At 45.4% G+C, this 16,938-nt stretch carries 8 protein-coding genes; 3 read left to right on the top strand and 5 right to left on the bottom strand.

Going from position 1 to position 16,938, the window contains the following annotated elements; genetic code table 11:
- Positions 1-112 precede the first annotated feature (112 nt).
- Positions 113-2,656 (top strand): DUF4062 domain-containing protein, encoded by a 2,544-nt coding sequence (locus tag EXU57_RS17055; protein ID WP_133269442.1) that lies wholly within the window; start codon positions 113-115, stop codon positions 2,654-2,656.
- 21 nt (positions 2,657-2,677) lie between these two features.
- Here the strand turns inward: EXU57_RS17055 and EXU57_RS17050 are convergent, their stop codons facing one another.
- A complete protein-coding gene (locus EXU57_RS17050) occupies positions 2,678-3,271 on the bottom strand; it encodes an MBL fold metallo-hydrolase (protein ID WP_133269441.1) in 594 nt (197 codons plus the stop codon).
- A 295-nt stretch (positions 3,272-3,566) separates the two neighbouring features.
- Between EXU57_RS17050 and EXU57_RS17045 the strand changes: the two genes are divergently transcribed.
- Complete coding sequence (locus EXU57_RS17045; protein WP_133269440.1) at positions 3,567-4,850, top strand: serine hydrolase domain-containing protein; 1,284 nt, start codon at positions 3,567-3,569, stop codon at positions 4,848-4,850.
- Between the two features lie 477 nt (positions 4,851-5,327).
- Here the strand turns inward: EXU57_RS17045 and EXU57_RS17040 are convergent, their stop codons facing one another.
- The 4 genes from EXU57_RS17040 to EXU57_RS17025 form a co-directional block, all read right to left on the bottom strand.
- The gene (locus EXU57_RS17040) at positions 5,328-5,831 is read right to left on the bottom strand and encodes a hypothetical protein (protein ID WP_133269439.1); all 504 of its coding nucleotides are present in this window, start codon (positions 5,829-5,831) and stop codon (positions 5,328-5,330) included.
- Between the two features lie 402 nt (positions 5,832-6,233).
- On the bottom strand, positions 6,234-7,397 hold the full coding sequence (locus EXU57_RS17035) for a hypothetical protein (protein ID WP_133269438.1): 1,164 nt from the start codon (positions 7,395-7,397) through the stop codon (positions 6,234-6,236).
- A 318-nt stretch (positions 7,398-7,715) separates the two neighbouring features.
- Complete coding sequence (locus tag EXU57_RS17030; protein WP_133269437.1) at positions 7,716-9,662, bottom strand: glycoside hydrolase family 97 protein; 1,947 nt, start codon at positions 9,660-9,662, stop codon at positions 7,716-7,718.
- A gap of 365 nt (positions 9,663-10,027) precedes the next feature.
- Positions 10,028-11,818, bottom strand: coding sequence for a glycoside hydrolase family 43 protein (locus EXU57_RS17025; protein ID WP_207955514.1), 1,791 nt, complete (start codon positions 11,816-11,818; stop codon positions 10,028-10,030).
- A 766-nt stretch (positions 11,819-12,584) separates the two neighbouring features.
- Between EXU57_RS17025 and EXU57_RS17020 the strand changes: the two genes are divergently transcribed.
- Positions 12,585-16,739, top strand: coding sequence for a two-component regulator propeller domain-containing protein (locus EXU57_RS17020; RefSeq protein WP_133269436.1), 4,155 nt, complete (start codon positions 12,585-12,587; stop codon positions 16,737-16,739).
- Positions 16,740-16,938: the final 199 nt, after the last annotated feature.

The following is a 16,938-nucleotide window of genomic DNA, read 5'->3' as shown; positions in this document are numbered from 1 at the left end:
CTTTGAGCCGGGGATCTTTCACAACATAATGGACTGATACAGGAATCAATCGCCGCCTGGCAGGTATGGTTTAAAAGCACTTTTATTCACCTTGTTATATTAAGCGCAACCCATGCTAAAGATTTATGTTTCGTCTACGTTTATTGATCTTGAGGACTATCGACGAATGGTCAATATCGTACTCCGTAGGTTAGGTCATGAAGACATTGCTATGGAGTACTACGTAGCGGAGGATGTACGTCCGTTGGATAAGTGTTTACTTGATGTATCAAACGCCAATCTCTACATCGGCATTTTCGCCTGGAGGTATGGATGGATCCCTGACGCAGGTAACAGCGACGGGCTTTCAATTACTGAATTGGAGTATCGACAGGCTGTTGCCTCCAAAAAACCATGTTTGATATTTATGCTTTCCGAGAAAGCGCCATGGCCCCGGATGTATATTGACAAGGATACAACGAGGATTGATACGTTTAGGGAGGAACTTGCAAAAACCCACTTAACCGGCCCGCATTTTAGTTCTCCCGATGAATTGGGCAGGCTTGTGGCAGAGGCATTAAACAAGTTGGGAAAAACAGATAATGCCTCTCCCATTTTTCACAACCTACCTCAACCCAACTACGAACAGTTCGTCATGCGGGCAAAATATATGAAGGAGGTTATGGAAGGGCTGAAAACACGTTACCCGGTAATCACGATTGAAGGTTTTGCAGGAGTTGGTAAAACCAGTCTTGCAATTGAGACCGGTTATATTGTATTGGGACTGGCGAAGTCCGCCATTCCGGATCCGCCAAAGTTTACCTATGTTGTCTGGATTTCTGCAGTCGATAAACCTGAACAAAAAGAATGGCTAAGTGAAGTTGTTAATGAAGTGCTGAGCACGGTTTCGAATAACTCCAGTGCAACACCCACCCCGCTGAATGTAAGGGAGATGAGATTGGTGAACGAATTATTACAGCGCAACAAGGTTTTAATCATCATCGACAACTTCGAGACCATGCCAGATCCGAGGTTGAAGAAATGGATGGAGTCTGTGCCATCCCCAAGCAAAGTACTATTAACGTCAAGGGTTCAACTCTGGCAAAAAGCCTATCCGATAAGAGTGAAAGGCCTTGCCAAAAACGAAGCAACCCGGTTTATTTCGCAGGAAGCAAAAGCAAAGGGGATTACGTGGGACCCCAAGTTGTTGTCGCTTTCAGACATCACCGGTGGCAACCCGCAGGCGATTGTATTGGCTTTGGGTTTAATGGCAGGCGGCCGGTTGAGTTTGAACGAGATCCGCAACCACATTCACTTGTCTACTCCAAAAAGTATTCGCGAAGTATTTAATTCTTTGTACTCCTGGTCGTGGAGCCAAATAACCGGTCAGGCAAGATGTATACTACTGACTTTGCCCCTGTTTAGTGCAGGCAATTCCCTCGCGCAAAAAACCGCGAACAGAACAACCGGGATCAGAAGACTAGCGGTATGTAAAGTAAGCGGTTTGCAAGAGTTTGAATTTGACTGTGCCTTGCAGCAGCTGGTTCAGTATGGCTTATTGGAGGTGGACGGTAAAGAAGGAAACATTATCGTGCACCCCATGACCAGAGAGCATGTTAGCGCAAAACTGGCAGAGGCTCCAGCGTTCCATGAAGAAGCGCGTAATCGATTTAGCAATTATTACTTTGAATATGTAAGTAACAACATCAAACGAACTACCCCGTGTGAACGCTACTGGAACGTACTGGTAAACGACAACATGTTGGCAATTGACATTGAATGGTCAAACATCAACGAAGTACTAAAGTGGACATCAAGCACCAATCCGAACGGGATATTTTATGACCTCTTGCTCTTATTGGTGCATTATATGGACAGCCGGTTTTTAAACCAGGAAAGGATCGCTTACGTAAAACAAGCAATTGAAGTTGCACATACCAGGGCATGTTTAGAGGATGAAGCGCTGTTGAGATTAGATGCATTGGGTTGGACCTATGTTGAAGAGGACCGCCTGGACGATGCATATGCGGAGATACTGCAGGGTTTTAATATCGCATCACAATTACCTGAAACAAATCAAACAAAAAGGGACCTGCTTGCTTTAGGCCTTGCCTGGCAGGCAAGGGTAATGGCAGAAAAGGATGAGCCGGCCACCGCAGAAAAACTGGTTAAGGAAGCTCTGTCGATACCTTGCAGTGCCTGGATACAAACCCGGGTTTATATGGTGGCAGGTGATATCGAGTTCAAATCAGACAACAGTGAAAAGGCGCTTCACTATTACCAGCTGGCTGCAGGTAAAATTGACTATGGTGAGGAGGGACACGGCTATCAACTTGAACCAAGGATTGGCTTAGCTTATCTTGGAATAGAAAATGGCCTCCAGGAAGCAAAGCGAAGGTTTGAAATACTGCGTGCGCAGGACAGGATTGCCATTGGAAGGTTATATGGAGAATACGGACTTGCCCTGGTTGCCTACAAAGAAAAGAACAAACCCAAGGCCGTTAAAATGATGCAGGGTATTATCCAGGAACTCTCTCCGAAAACTAAATCAAACCTCCTGCAGAAATTAATTTATAAGCTTTTCAGAGATCTTGAAGATGACGAGAAAACCTTAGCCGAACTATGTGATTCAGCTATGGACAATGTAGAACTCGAAGACCTCTCAATAAACCGGTAGTAACAGTACGGACTAACTAATTTATCTCGTACTCGTCCCTGCGAGTTCATATACATTGCCATGTCCGGGATAGATAACGCTTGCTCCGGCAGCCCTCAACTTTGTCCAGGACAATCTCATGGGAGACTGTTCGTCGGCAGCAAGGTGTTCGGCAGGTAAGTCCCCTGTAAACGCCTCGCCGGAGTCAAGTACAAGCGTAATACTATCGTCTGTGTGGCCCGGAGTGCTGATTATGGTTCCATTAATATCGAGTTGTTTCAGGAAGTCTCTTGATGAGCCCACTGGCATCATTAGGTTGTCACTTAAGTCCAGGAAAGTATACGCCCATTTTCTTGCAGCCATCAATTCCATAGTGCTAATCATCGGCTGCTGGGTTTCGATGAGCAGAAACTTTACACCCTCTTTTTTGAGTTCCTGTATTAACCCTGCATGGTCGATATGAAAATGGGTTACCAGAAGATAATCTATGTTCCTCATCTTATAGCCCCTTGTTCGCATACACCTACCTAAGCTGCTGAGTTGACCAGGAAAGCCACAGTCAACAAGCAGCAGATGTGTTCCGCTATCCAGCAAATACAGGTTCACAGCATTGTTTCCAACGTTAAAGACCTTCATAACAATAATTACATCAGGATACCTTCTTTTGACTTTCCTCTATAATATACTTCAAAGTGTTTGCTGCTATCTATTGCACTTGTTAATTATCACGTTGGTACAATTCACGGGAAGCGGCACATGTTTATACCGGAGGCAAAGCGATACCTACCGTTCGTTTGCTGCATTATGATCCGGGTAATGCCAAATATACTTTTATGAAACAATCACAAAGCGAGGTGCAACTACACCGGGCTGCCAAAAGTGATGACAAACTTTCATAACAAATTCGAAAAATTCTAAAAAAAACAACAACATGGAAAAAGAAATCATTGCTCCATTATCAGGCATTAATCTTTCCGCTTCGACTGAGTCGTTAAGAACCCTGAACATCTCTGAAGATCAGCTAAGGGCACATACGGTAAAACTACCCTCAACGATCAATGTGCGTACAACCGACGACAATGTAAGCGCAAAAGTAGAAGACAGTGTTAACACCCGTAGTATCATCGCGAAAAAGTTCGCTCCCCCCGTTGCCAAGGCTGCGCCTGCTTTTAATGCAAACTACTTCGGCCCTATCGTACACGAGCTGATACATGATAAAGTGATGGGCTATATGTACCAGGTGTACAAAGGCAGCTCACCCATATTTACCGGCATCTGGAACTGGGCGAAGAATCCAAATGATGGTGCAAAAGGTTGGACCGCAGATACACGCATGCACGTTGCAAGCGTAAGCAAATTAATGACTGCTATTGGCCTTGTTAAGCTCCTCGATAAAAAAGGCATCTCTCTTGATACATCAATCAATGCCTATTTACCCACTTATTGGAACCGCGGCAACGGTGTAGCAGGAATTACTTTCCGTAAGCTACTCAATCATACCTCGGGCTTCTCAGGTGAAAACTCCCGTTGTGATTATGCGTTTATGAAAGAGCAGGTTGCTAAAGGTCCAAACGTGGCCGCGGGCACCTATGCCAATGTAAATTTCAGCATCATGCGGGTAATCATCACCATTATAGATGGCCGTATGCAGGCAAATTCTACTTATAACCTGCCATTCACTTTTCCCGGGCTGCTGGACTCTCTGTGGGATCTTGTTTGCACCAAATATTTCCAGGAGTATATGAACAGGGAAGTTTTTTCTGATGTAGGCTTACCAACAATTGGATTTACGCCGGGGGTAGGCGGACCTACTGCAAAGGCGTATTCATCACCAACCGATCCTGAAGGAAGAGATGGCGACTGGTCAACTGTATCCGGAGGCGCAGGATTTTATATGTCGGTAACCCAGATTCTTAAAACCCTTGATGGTTTCAGAAACGGGGACATCATCCCTGCAGCCCGCGCACAATACATGCTCGACAACAACCTTGGTCACAACGGTTCTGTTGACACTGCTGCAGGAAAGGTATATGTCAGGCTCGGTGGCTGGAGCATAAATGGTGGCGAAGAACAAGCTGCTGTTTATTGTCTGCCCAACAATGTTAACATCGCGCTTTTGATCAACAGCCCTGTTAAAGGGTTTGTAGACAGCAACGGAAAACAGCGCCACGTTCATGGGCTTATCCTGCCTGCCATTGAAGCAAGCATCCACTAATTCAATATTTTGATGAACAAGCGGTGTCGCCCCGGTAATTGCGCTTTTGATCATCCGGATAGCTATCCCCTTTTCACCCTTTGGCGATGAAGGAACTATATCGCAAGTCCTTAAAGCAAAAAGGCTGTCGTAACGACGGCCTTTTTTGCTTCGTGTATGTGCGAGGTTAAAGGGTTTGGCCGTTATGGAACAAACAAGAGCCCTACCCTCCCACCTTGATATAAGCTCAATCTATCACGAATTTGGTAATACTGATGCATGGCCGGCACAACTTGTAGCGACGGTTGGTTTGATGTAAGCAGCAACACTTTGTTTTAGGATCGTGAACCGGTAGCAGAGAGCCGAAAGATTGTTTAGTAAATCGTAGTTGACCGGTAGGGCTGAAGCTTCAACATGATCAATCCTGATCGTTAGCGTACCGCAGAAAGCTTATAGATTGATGAGGGATTGCAATTAGGTATGCGCATTTTGAACACGTTACCGCAACCTGTTTGATGCTTTAAGGGTGTTTATAATACGACTATCGTTTCTTTTGTCGAGCTGTTGGAGAAAACTGTTTCCTTCGATTGTTATGAAATCGATTTTTAATTCTTTGTTGTTATTTATCTCAGGAGCAATCGTCGCCACACCAAAGGTCATTGAGCTGAGGTAAAGCGGGTGAAACTTTCCTAAATATACCGGCTGATTATCTACGGTTACAGCAAAGGCCTTGTCTGGCCCATAATGTTGAATAACAGTCTTTATGTCTTTCCTTAATGTAAAGGTGTTTGTTCCCCTGGTATAGAATCTAATATCCTCATCAGCAACAAGAGGAGTGTCGTCGAGTACCGGATTGGTGATGGCAACGGTTACTGGTTTTGTTGTTGTGTCAACCGCTGAGGTAAAGGATTTCAACAAATAAATATTCACCCTTGAGCCCTGTTCCTTTTTACAGCCTGCAAAAAGCAATATGGCCAAACAATAAAGAATCGCCTGTCGCATAAAAAAATTTTACTGCTGACAATAGATATAAGGTGAACGTTGCACTATTTGCAGTTAAGGCAAAGCGTTTTCGAACCAGCGTGATCATTTGCTAATCAGACTCGTTGTTTAAAACAAATGTTGCTGACAGGCAGCAACTCAGCCTGCGTTCGCACCCGCGCAGGCATTTGATCGGTTTGAAACGAAAAATTTATTACGGCGACTCGATTAAGGTATCGTAAATGGCCAGGCACGCAAAGTGGGTATCGGAATTAATTAGTCGGTTTCGTTATACCATTTGCAAAACTTAAGAATAATCACGATGCCTGCTTTATAAATCGCCGCTGTACCTAAAACCGTCGCAAGGAAGGTGAAGCGCCTAATCGCTTTAAAAGAAGCGGGTTTTGCCAGCACCGCGCTATGCTACAAGCTAAGCCTATTCATATCGAGCACCGTAGCTGAAGGGGTGTATCCCCTTATTTTGAATACTGACCTATTCGCTGGGAGGTAATTGGCCTCGCCGCCCCGCCGGGTATAAATAGCAATCGCCCCACCGCCTCCGGGAGCACCGAAGAAAGGTGGAGGATAAGCTTTTACAATGGCGATGTCTGTCATGGGTATGTTGCCAACCTGTTGGGCAGAAACCCTTACCTCATCTATAAAAAACGTGACCGGGCTGCCACGCCACCTTGCAATACCTCCGCTGAAGCCTGCAGGCGATATTTGCAAACCGGCAACCCTGCCTTGCAGGTAGGAGAAAATGTTGGGCTGGCTAAATGCGGTGGGGTCGTCCATAATACTGATCATCCTTTCGTCGCCTGACCGGAACAAACCACTAACATACTCGTCGTTAAATTGCTGGGCGGGACTTTTAACGGTAGTCCTGACAAGAACTGCCGGCAGTACGCTACCCTTGTCTTCAAAATCGGTCCCGGAAGTGGCAACGGGCTGGCTGAGGATTGATCTTGCAGCAGCGGGCGGATTACCAATGTAGAATGCCCGGCCAGCCACTGCCAAAGGCCTGTAGCTGGAGTCGAGTTGGGTGCTGATACTGATATTCAGTGGCTGGCTATTGTTTCTTGTTCCGGCGAAAGCCAACAAGGCATTGTCTTCAAAAAGCCAGTTACGTATGGCAAAAGTGCCATCATGATCGACTGGCACTTCCTGGTCGTCCCAGTCGCCGGTTTTGGTAAGGAGCATGGCCTGGATAGTACCGTTGCCCTGCGGTTCCTGTATCTTGCCTCTTACTTCGAAGAAGCGTCGCTGCAAACCCGCCAGCAGCGTGTATTGCCCACGGGGCAGCGAGTCGGATAAATACAAGGCACCGGAGGCTTGCCCATTGATCAATGGCCACCGTAGGCGGGTACGCTGGCCTTGTTCGTTTTCAACGATGAGTTCCAGCGTAGCAAGGGATTGATCCGGCAGTTGGCTTCTGCCATCTTTATATTCCACTTTGATAACTAAGGAATCGCCGGGTTGTAGAATGTTTTTGTTAAGTTGAATATCCAGACGACCTTTCTCCTGTTGAGCCTGTCCGGTAACCGACAGCACCAAGCAGGAAAATAAGGATAAAAGCATGCTTTTCATATATACAGCTTTATCAATATTGAAGCCAGCAGCCGTGGGTAAAATAGAAAAGAACGATAAAGTTCACCTGGTTAGGCGATCATCCGGTGCTCCTACACTTTCTGTTGCAGTGAAGCAATGTGTGCGTAAACATGAACGTTACAAGAAGCGCTCCCGAGAAGAAATATATGGTATTACGGCAACGCTGGTTCTCCATTTACCTTTGCTCTTATGGACACCGATCTATAATTGATCCCACCGATCCGGTGTTGAACACCTGACGTGAGAAGTGTTACAACCTATTAATCACGGGCTAAATGTTCCCTTCTTGCTAATGCGTTATAGTTGGGAGGCAATCACGAAACCTCCGCCTGATTGCATCTCAACTTCGATCTCTCCGTTTCTGGAAACTTCAACCTCCTTCATATTGCCAGCAGCACCTTCGCCGTCTGAATAGTATTGTACCTTTTTACCAGCAATCATGGGCACCTTGATCTTGATTTTGAACGGCTCTTTTTGCGCATTTACTCCCGCAACATACCATGCCTTTCCGTGCCTTCTTGCAAGGATACTGTACTTGCCGGGATAACCTTCTACAAATCGCGTTTCATCCCAGGTAGTGGGCACCTTTTTCATAAAATCAATTGCGAACCGGGGAGCATCCGAAAGGTTGTTCGGAGTTATACCAAATGCCTGTACCGAATTCTGGTATAGGATAGCAGTGGCAAGCTGGAAAACATCCGTTGTAAGCCGCTTGTTTCTTCCTTCGTTGCTCTTGACCAGGTACTTATTCAGCAATACACCGCCAAATTCCATACTGGCTACGGCGTTTCTGATAAACGGGTGCAGGGTTGCATTAAAGGCTTCTGACTCCCGCACACCCTGGGAGAAAATCAACATCTCTGAAGCAACAACTGCTTCGGAGCCTACAAAGTTTGGATACATTCTTTCCCAACCACGCGGCAAGGTTGCACCATGAAAGATAATCATCAGACCGTAGTCGTTTGCATCCGACAAGATATCCTCGTATAGCCGCATGGTTTCCTGCTTGTCCCCACCAAAGAAATCCACCTTCAGCCCTTTTACACCAGCTTGCCTGAGCCAAGCCATTTCTTTCTTACGTTCTATTGCCCGGTACATCTTATCCCTCGGCCCCTGCGGAGCATCGTTGAAGGAGCCATTTGAATTATACCATAACAAAACGTCAACTTTCTTTGACCTGGCGTAATTAATCAGCTCTTTCATCCGCTCTTTACCAATGTTTTTATCCCACAGCGCATCTATAAGTATGTATTCATAGCCCATAGCAGCCGCGAGATCGATGTATTTTACCTGGTCACCATAGTTCATACTGTTATCCTGCCACACAATCCAACTCCAGGTTGATCGGCCAAACTTGTAAGGTATTGAGGGCGCATACAGGGGATCTACTACGTCGTAAGGTATCGTTGTTTCTACAATAGGTTTAAGCGTGTTGCCTATCGTGATCGTTCGCCAGGGGGTAACACCAGGCAAGCTAAGGGCTGCGCCGGTGCTGCCAAAACCATTGTTTTGTTTAGGGTTGGGATATTCGACAGTGTAAAGACCATTAGCATTGCCGTCACTTAGATGGCTTGCACAATACAGGCTGCTTACCCCCGTTTCAGAAACGAGCACCCATCCATCGTTGCCGACATGAAAAAGTCCGGGGAAAACAAAGCCCTCACCCTGCCTGGTAGTTCTTGCTAATGAGCCATCTGCTTCATAGCCACTTTCATAGCTGGGGGCCGTGCGGGCAAAACCTGTCATTGGTGCCATCATATTGGAAAGGAAGGTGGTGGTTTGTGCAGGAAACTTAAAACCTGTAACTTCTTTCTCCACTACGCAACTCATACGATCACGCCATACCGGCAATTCGTAGCGGAAGGCAATATTATTGTTGCTCAATTGGAAAGTTATATTGATCCTTCTTTGGCGGGCATTCTCAAAAGTGCAGCTGAGGGTATTTGCCAGATAGTGTACAGAGGATGTTTTAATCTTGTCCTGCTTGTAGGATTTATCAACCAGGCTATCCTGCTTGCTGATGTATTTCATGCCTTTTGAGAAATCACCCTCGTTGGTGATAAGCCCAAGTGGTGAATTATCGAGCATCATTTTACCATCGTAGGTAACCGAATATACCGGCAAGCTGTCGACCACGTTTACGGTAAGTTTAAGTAGCTTATCCGGGCTTGATACAACTGCAATCTGGGCCGCTCCTGGTATTGCAAAACAGGTAATACATGCGATTGTTATGAACTTCCTCATTAAGCTATTTTTCTGTTTGTTTTAGCGCGATTTGCTCAAATAAACGTTGGTGACCGGGATGGACACATCTATCAAACCCAGGCAGTGACCCCGTTTGTTCCCCTTTTACTTGAGTGCCGTGGCATTATTTATTTACAACGCTGTCCTTCACCTATGCCAAATCGTTGAAGTAAGCGGCTTACAATGCTATTGAAGTCGGTTAGTTGACGCTGTTTTAAAAGGGGCTGAGTAGTGAACTTCTGGTACAAGAGTGCGACGCAACGATGCTCCATAGCATTCCTTCTGCCCGGTACAAAAAAATATTACTCGAGCGCATTCACTTACCCATGTCCGATGAATTCGATCCTTAAATTATTACCTGTAAATTATTGTGGTTGGATATCATTGCCTGAAGTTGCATATAAGCCTATGAGTGTACCTGTAAAACCACCCGCTACATTGGTGGACAATATGTCTCCGGATACTGCACCTCCAAGATTTTGAAAAGACCCGCCGTTGGTAGAATAATTGAAATGATATTCATCCTGCTGTGAGGCGGTCACTTGTAGTTTAATGGGTTTCGCATCGACTTTAGTGCTGGCAATAATAGTAGTTTGTGCAGGTGCCCCCGGGCCCTGAGCTCCGGCTGACCTGTTCCTGGCCGTTTTCGCGAGTACCAGGTAATATTCGTTTTCTTTTTTTGTAACACCGAACACATAATTAAACGCCTCACCCTGGTAGCAAGTGATACCCGCAAGGTCCTGCCCGGATGATGGTACATATTGAAGGCTCACTTCGGCCTGGAAACTGGAATGCTGTTGCCGGTGAAAGAGAGCAGAGATCGGAGCCAGTGCCTTGATGTTAGTTTTATATGGCTTGATACTAACTCCCCCGCCCGACTGCTTAGTGATAAAAGAATCGCGTGGACCCCTCATCGCAATCCACCGGTAATCCAGGTTAGCTTCAGTAAAGTTGTCGGTGAACGTAAAATTACCGTTGGGGAAAAAGCCATTTTGCCCGGTTTCGTTGGACGTACCCTTTGGTAGCTTATTATAAGGTTTCATCGGCACAAGGCCGTTTTCAAAAACGGGATAAGTTCCGCTCCAGTCTACAGGTAAAATAAATGTTTCACGACCGGCGTTTACACGGTCTTTTACGTTAGGTCGGATGCCAAGAAATACCCCATAATATTTTCCATCTTTACCTTCTACAAGATCGGCATGACCTGTCCAATCGATCTTGCCTGCCCTGTTTGCAGGAAAATGTCGTTGTGTAAGGATCGGGTTACTAGGAGCCGGTACAAACGGTCCCCTCGGGTTGTCTGCCATAAATACCACCTCGCTGTGCCAGTCACCGGTGCCACCTTCGGCACACATGAGGTAATATTTGCCATTTTTTTTGTAGATATGCGGCCCCTCGATCCAGATGGGTTTTTGCGTGATGTCTACACCGCCATCCACAATGATCTTATCGGTTCCGGGAATCACCTGGTCGTTCTGTAAATCATAGTCCCAGATTTTGATGACACGATGACCGCTATACAACTCCTTGCCCTTATCGGGCGCATCGTTGTGCACAACGTAGGCCTTTCCATCGTCGTCAAAAAACATGGAGGGATCTATGCCGTCGAACTTTAGTTTATTTACTTCGCCCCAGCCTTTATGCGGGTCTTTTGTTTTTACCACCATATTGCCGATACCGCCAGCAATCTGGGTGGTGATCATATAAAAAGTTTCGTTAGCCTTGTTGTACTTGATACAAGGTGCATAGATGCCTGCAGATATACCTGATTTTTCAACTTTTAGTTGTGAAGGCCTATCCAGCACATGGCCGATTTGTTTCCAGTTTACAAGGTCGGTTGAGTGGAAAATGGGCACGCCGGGGAACATCGAAAACGAGGAATTTACGAGGTAGTAATCATCGCCCCTTCGTGTTATACTTGGATCAGGGTAACAACCTTGTAAGATCGGGTTGTAAAAATCACCGGCTTTTAGCGGATTTTCGTTGTAAACCTTGTCGTTGCCCTTGTAGCTAAAATTTGAGAACACGGGTACGTTAGGATCACCTTTAGTAATGCTTTTACTCTTTTTCTGTGCATAAGCAACATTAAACATAACCGGGCAAACAGCCAACCATACCAGCACTTGCAACAGGAGCTTCTCTCTTTTGAACGTCATTTGTTTCCTTACTATTTAACAACAATGTAATGTAGGTACTATTTAGATAGTTCAGGTATCAAACCCGCAGGTACAGGCAATCAATAACCTGACTATGATACTTCCGATTGGAAAGGCAAGCAAGAAACAAGTGCTTAATACCGTTTTGCTACCTTGTGCAAACCATTAGAACTAAGGGTGCCGAAACTAACCCCGCCCATACAAAGCCGGTGGCAAAATTCTATAATTATTAGCTAGTAATGTTTAACCAGTGCCAGCAATGCAATCTTCCTTGGATACAATTGTTTCTTCCACAATGTTTTACCAGGGGGACACCTGCAAGTGCGTTTTCACAACTGCCTGCCAGATTCACCATGCGGCAGAAGCCAACGTGATTGTGCTAACGAAAGCAGGAAAGGAGATTATTGAGAATTGGAGGCAATCGATGTATAAAGCGCTAAAATACCTTCCGATAACACGAAAAGTGTGGAGTAAATTTGTTTAAATACATACGACAAATGTTGTTCAATTATGAATCGTTACCTGTTGAGGAGCCAGAAGATGCAATTGGTTGTTCGCAGTCAAGCAGAAGCGCTTATCTTTCGAGAACAGACCGACACCTGGTCTGCTACCTTAGCAGCGCACACTCTCAAAACCTACGGTCCCTTTGCTAAGGTGTTGGTTTGCTGCCGGCGCAGCACCATTGGTGCGACTGATACTGCGGATTCATAGATGACGCAAATGCGTAACTTTTAATTTTTGCTTATTATAAATTGCTTTGCTGATAATGTTTTTAAGGAAACTTACACTTGCCATTTTATGCCTATTTGGGTGGATTTGTGTCGCCGTGGCTCAATCTGCTGACATAAAGTTCACGACACTAACGACCCGGAATGGGCTATCGAGCAACAATGTCAATACCATTTTAAAAGATCGATACGGCCTTATCTGGTTTGGCACAGAGGATGGCCTTAATAAGTTTGATGGCACGCACTTCACCATCTACCGGCACAAAGCCGGCGACACCGCAAGTCTGCAATCAAATGAAATTATTGCGCTTCACGAAGACCAGAAAGGCAACCTGTGGATAGGAACGAGCGGCGGATCCCTTAGTCGTTACAACCGGACTAAAGATGCATTTATTAACTATCCTTCTAATGGAACTGAGGGCACTTTAGGAAATAATGTGATTTTGAGCTTAAGGAGCGATCATTCAGGAAGACTTTGGATCGGCCATTACGCGGGTGTTAATATTATGGACCCACGTACGGGAAAGGTAACCGAAGTTCCCGTGCGTGCGGGAAGCTTACCCTCAACAGTAATCGGAACGACTTCTGCCCTGTGTGAGGACTTCCGCAAACAGATGTGGATAGGCACTGATAATGGCGTATTTTGTTATAACAATCAAAGTCAAACCCTCACTCAATACCGGCATGCTCCAGGAGACACGTCTAGCCTAAGCGACAATTTCGTGCATTCGATTACAAACGACAGTACCGGCAACCTTTGGATTGGCACAAACGAAGGCTTAAGCATGTTTAGGCCAGAGACGCAAACCTTTAGAAACTTTAGCGAAATCAACTTTCCACAGGAAAAAAACCACGTTGTAAACTCGATTGTTGCAGATGGCAGCAACTTATGGTTGGGCACTGCAGGCGGTGTTAAGGTACTCAATACCGCTACCAGGACCGTTGCTTCGTATACACAAGACCCAAACAATATTTACAGCGTTTCTTCTAAGTTGATCCGGGTAGTTTACCGCGACAATTTGGGAATTTTCTGGTTTGGTACAATCGCCGGCGGGGTGAGTAAGTATGACCAAAACCTTAACCTGTTTAACTTTATTCCAAACAGAGCCTTTGCCAAAAGTAATCTCGGGCCATCGCCCGTCAGCTCCTTTGCCGAGTATGCTGCAGACAGGATATATGTTGGAATGGAGGACAGGGGCTTACAGGTTTTTAATCCAAAAACCAGGAGCTTTCAGCACGTCGACCTGCAATCGAGGCGAAACTCAACCACCAAACAATTCTCTGTTCTTGCATTAGCCATCACGAACAACCGCATGCTTGCTGTCGGCACTTACCAGGATGGGCTGTTCATTGTTGATCCTGTTTCCGGCAACTATCAACAATTGCTGCAGGGCACAGCCGTAAACGATGTAAACTCAAACAGCATATTTTGCTTAAAAGAACTATCTGACGGTAACCTCTGGGCAGGAACAAACGGGAATGGGATAAATGTAATTAATAAGGACAACAAGGTTATCCGCAGGCTTACCCCAAATCCACAACATGAAAACGACATCAGGTTACCCATCAACGGGTACATCAGGGATATCGCTGAAGACAGCTACCGGAACATATGGATAGCCACTCACGGTGGTGGCATTGCTGTATTTAACCCTGCGACCAAAAAGTTTATTATCTATAGTACGACAAACAGCCAGCTACCTAATGATAAAGTTCAGTGTCTGTTGGTGGATAGCAAAGGGTATATCTGGGCAGGTACCTTTGGCGAAGGCATAGGCTTGTATGATAAGAATACCGGCCGGTTCAACGTTCTATCTGAAAAGGACGGATTGCAAAATAGTACCGTGTATTCGATTGTTGAGGACAATAAGGGGTTAATCTGGGTTAGCACAAATAAAGGGATCAGCAGTATTGACCCTGGTACTAAAAAGATCGTTAACTACAACGAACATAACGGGGTTCAGAACAACAGCTTTTTTCATGCTGCAGGAGCAAAGCTAAAAGATGGAACAATTTTCTTTGGTGGACAGGAAGGAATGAACTATTTCCATCCTGAATACCTGAAAAAGGACCATCATGTTCCGGTAGTTTTGATAAGAGACCTGAAAGTGGGTAACCAGTCAGTTGTTCCTTCGCCTGATGGGCCGCTAACAGAGCATATTTCGGTTGCCAAAGAAATCAACCTTGACTTCAAACAAAACTTTACGCTCGAGTTTGTTGGACTCGACTACTCGGCTCCGGAGCAAAACCAATACGCGTATAAACTGGAAGGATTTGATAAGGAGTGGAATTATGTAGGAACGGCAACCACCGCAACCTACACCAACATAGATCCCGGCACATATACTTTTCACGTAAGGGCCAGCAATAATGATGGCGTATGGAACGACGTAGGTACGTCTATCAGGATAAGGGTGCATCCACCCTTTTGGCGGACAATCTACGCCTATATCTTCTACGCACTGGTCATACTCGGGTTACTGTTCTTTTCGAGGTACAAAGGGATTCAAAAGATTAAACGACGATTTAGGTTAGAACAGGAAGGTCTTAAGGTGGAGCAGGAGCGTAAAGAGGCCCTGCGCACGCATGAACTTGATCTCCTCAAGATAAAATTTTTGACAAACCTCAGCCACGAGTTTCGAACCCCGATTTCACTGATTCTCGGCCCCGTGGAAACGATGCTTTCGCGTCCTGAAAACAAGCATGCATCAGGTGATCTGCAATTGATTCGAAGAAACGGGAGACGACTTCTAAATCTTGTCAACCAGTTGCTGGATTTCCGTAAAATGGAAGAACATGAACTGCAGCTGCACCCGTCGGCAGGAGATTTGATTTCATTTATAAAGGACATATGCGAGTCTTTCAGAGACCTCGCGGAAAGAAAAAACATCCATTTTGTATTTGAAAGCGAGCTGACAGAACTCCAAACACTTTTTGATCATGATAAAATTGAACGTATCCTTTTTAACCTGTTATCGAACGCCTTTAAGTTTACCCTTAAGGAAGGTACAATACGTTTGAAAGTCGAAGAGCTGCGCAAACATGCTGATCCAAACACCGTTTGGGTTTGTATCAAGGTGAATGACACGGGGATCGGTATTCCCGAGGAGACAAAAAACAAGATCTTTGATGTGTTCTTCCAAAATCCCACAGCTGCTTCAATACTCAACCAGGGAACAGGTATAGGCTTGTCTATTACCAAAGAGTTTGTCAAGATGCAGGGAGGAAGGATTGACGTGGAAAGTCAACCGAATATCGGCAGTACCTTTTCTGTTGAGCTACCTTTTGTGCGTACAACTGAAACGCCTGCCGTGCTCCAGGAGGTACCCGATACCCCCGTTGTTGAGGATGAGGAAGAGGTGTTGACAGAACAGTCTATTACGGATGTTTCTGCGGCCGCAGCTCTTAATCATGTAACCGTACTACTGGTAGAAGACGATGATGATTTTCGTTTTTACCTCAAGGACAATCTTCGTTTAGAGTACAGGGTTATCGAGGCTGGCAATGGCAAGGAAGGGTGGCAGAAAGCACTATCCCAGCATCCACAGCTTATCGTAAGCGATATCAGCATGCCTGAAATGAATGGTATCGAACTCTGCAAAAAGATTAAGTCCGATAAACGCACGAGCCATATCCCGGTTATATTGCTGACAGCACTTACTGCGGAAGAGGATCAGCTGCAAGGCTTAAGAACAGGCGCAAATGACTACATCACCAAACCTTTTAATTTCGAGCTACTCAGCACAAGAATCAAAAACCTGCTGGTGTTGAATGAGTCTTTAAAAAAGACCTACACAAAACAAATTAAAACAAGCGTGCCGGAAATTGAAATTGTTTCCAGTGATGAGAAACTGATGAAGAGTATCGTTACTTACCTCGAGGAGAACCTTACTAATCCACAGTTGTCTGTTGAAGATTTAAGCAGACATGTGGGCATGAGCCGTAGCTCGCTTTACAACAAACTATTACAACTCACCGGTCAAACACCCGTGGAATATATTCGCTCGTTAAAACTTGAAAAGGCAGCAGTGTTGTTGGAAAGAAGTGATATGAACATTGCACAGATTGCGTATTCGGTAGGCTTTTCAAGCCCGAATTATTTCGCCAAGTCGTTTAAGTCGAAGTACAATATGCTGCCCTCGGAATACGTCACCGAAAAACGTAGCAAGTCTGGGAAAAATGAAGAGACCTGACCAGGATGGTTAGTTAAGGAAGGAATGCCAGTTCTCTCTTCCGTCGAAGCAAGTTTTCACCTCCCGTATCCAGATCATCCGAGGTGAAAAGGCTTACACATGAAATTATTTCGGTACAACAGGATGTATTTCCCGGGGGGTGCTTACATCCAAAACGAAGAACAGTAACCTGCTTTACAATTTAATAAGGAAGTGCTTT

Origin of the sequence: Segetibacter sp. 3557_3 (assembly GCF_004354985.1) — a bacterium.
In the GTDB taxonomy this organism is placed as follows: domain Bacteria; phylum Bacteroidota; class Bacteroidia; order Chitinophagales; family Chitinophagaceae; genus Segetibacter.
The sequence above is the reverse complement of the archived record's forward strand: the minus strand, read 5'-3'. Positions and strand labels throughout refer to the sequence as shown.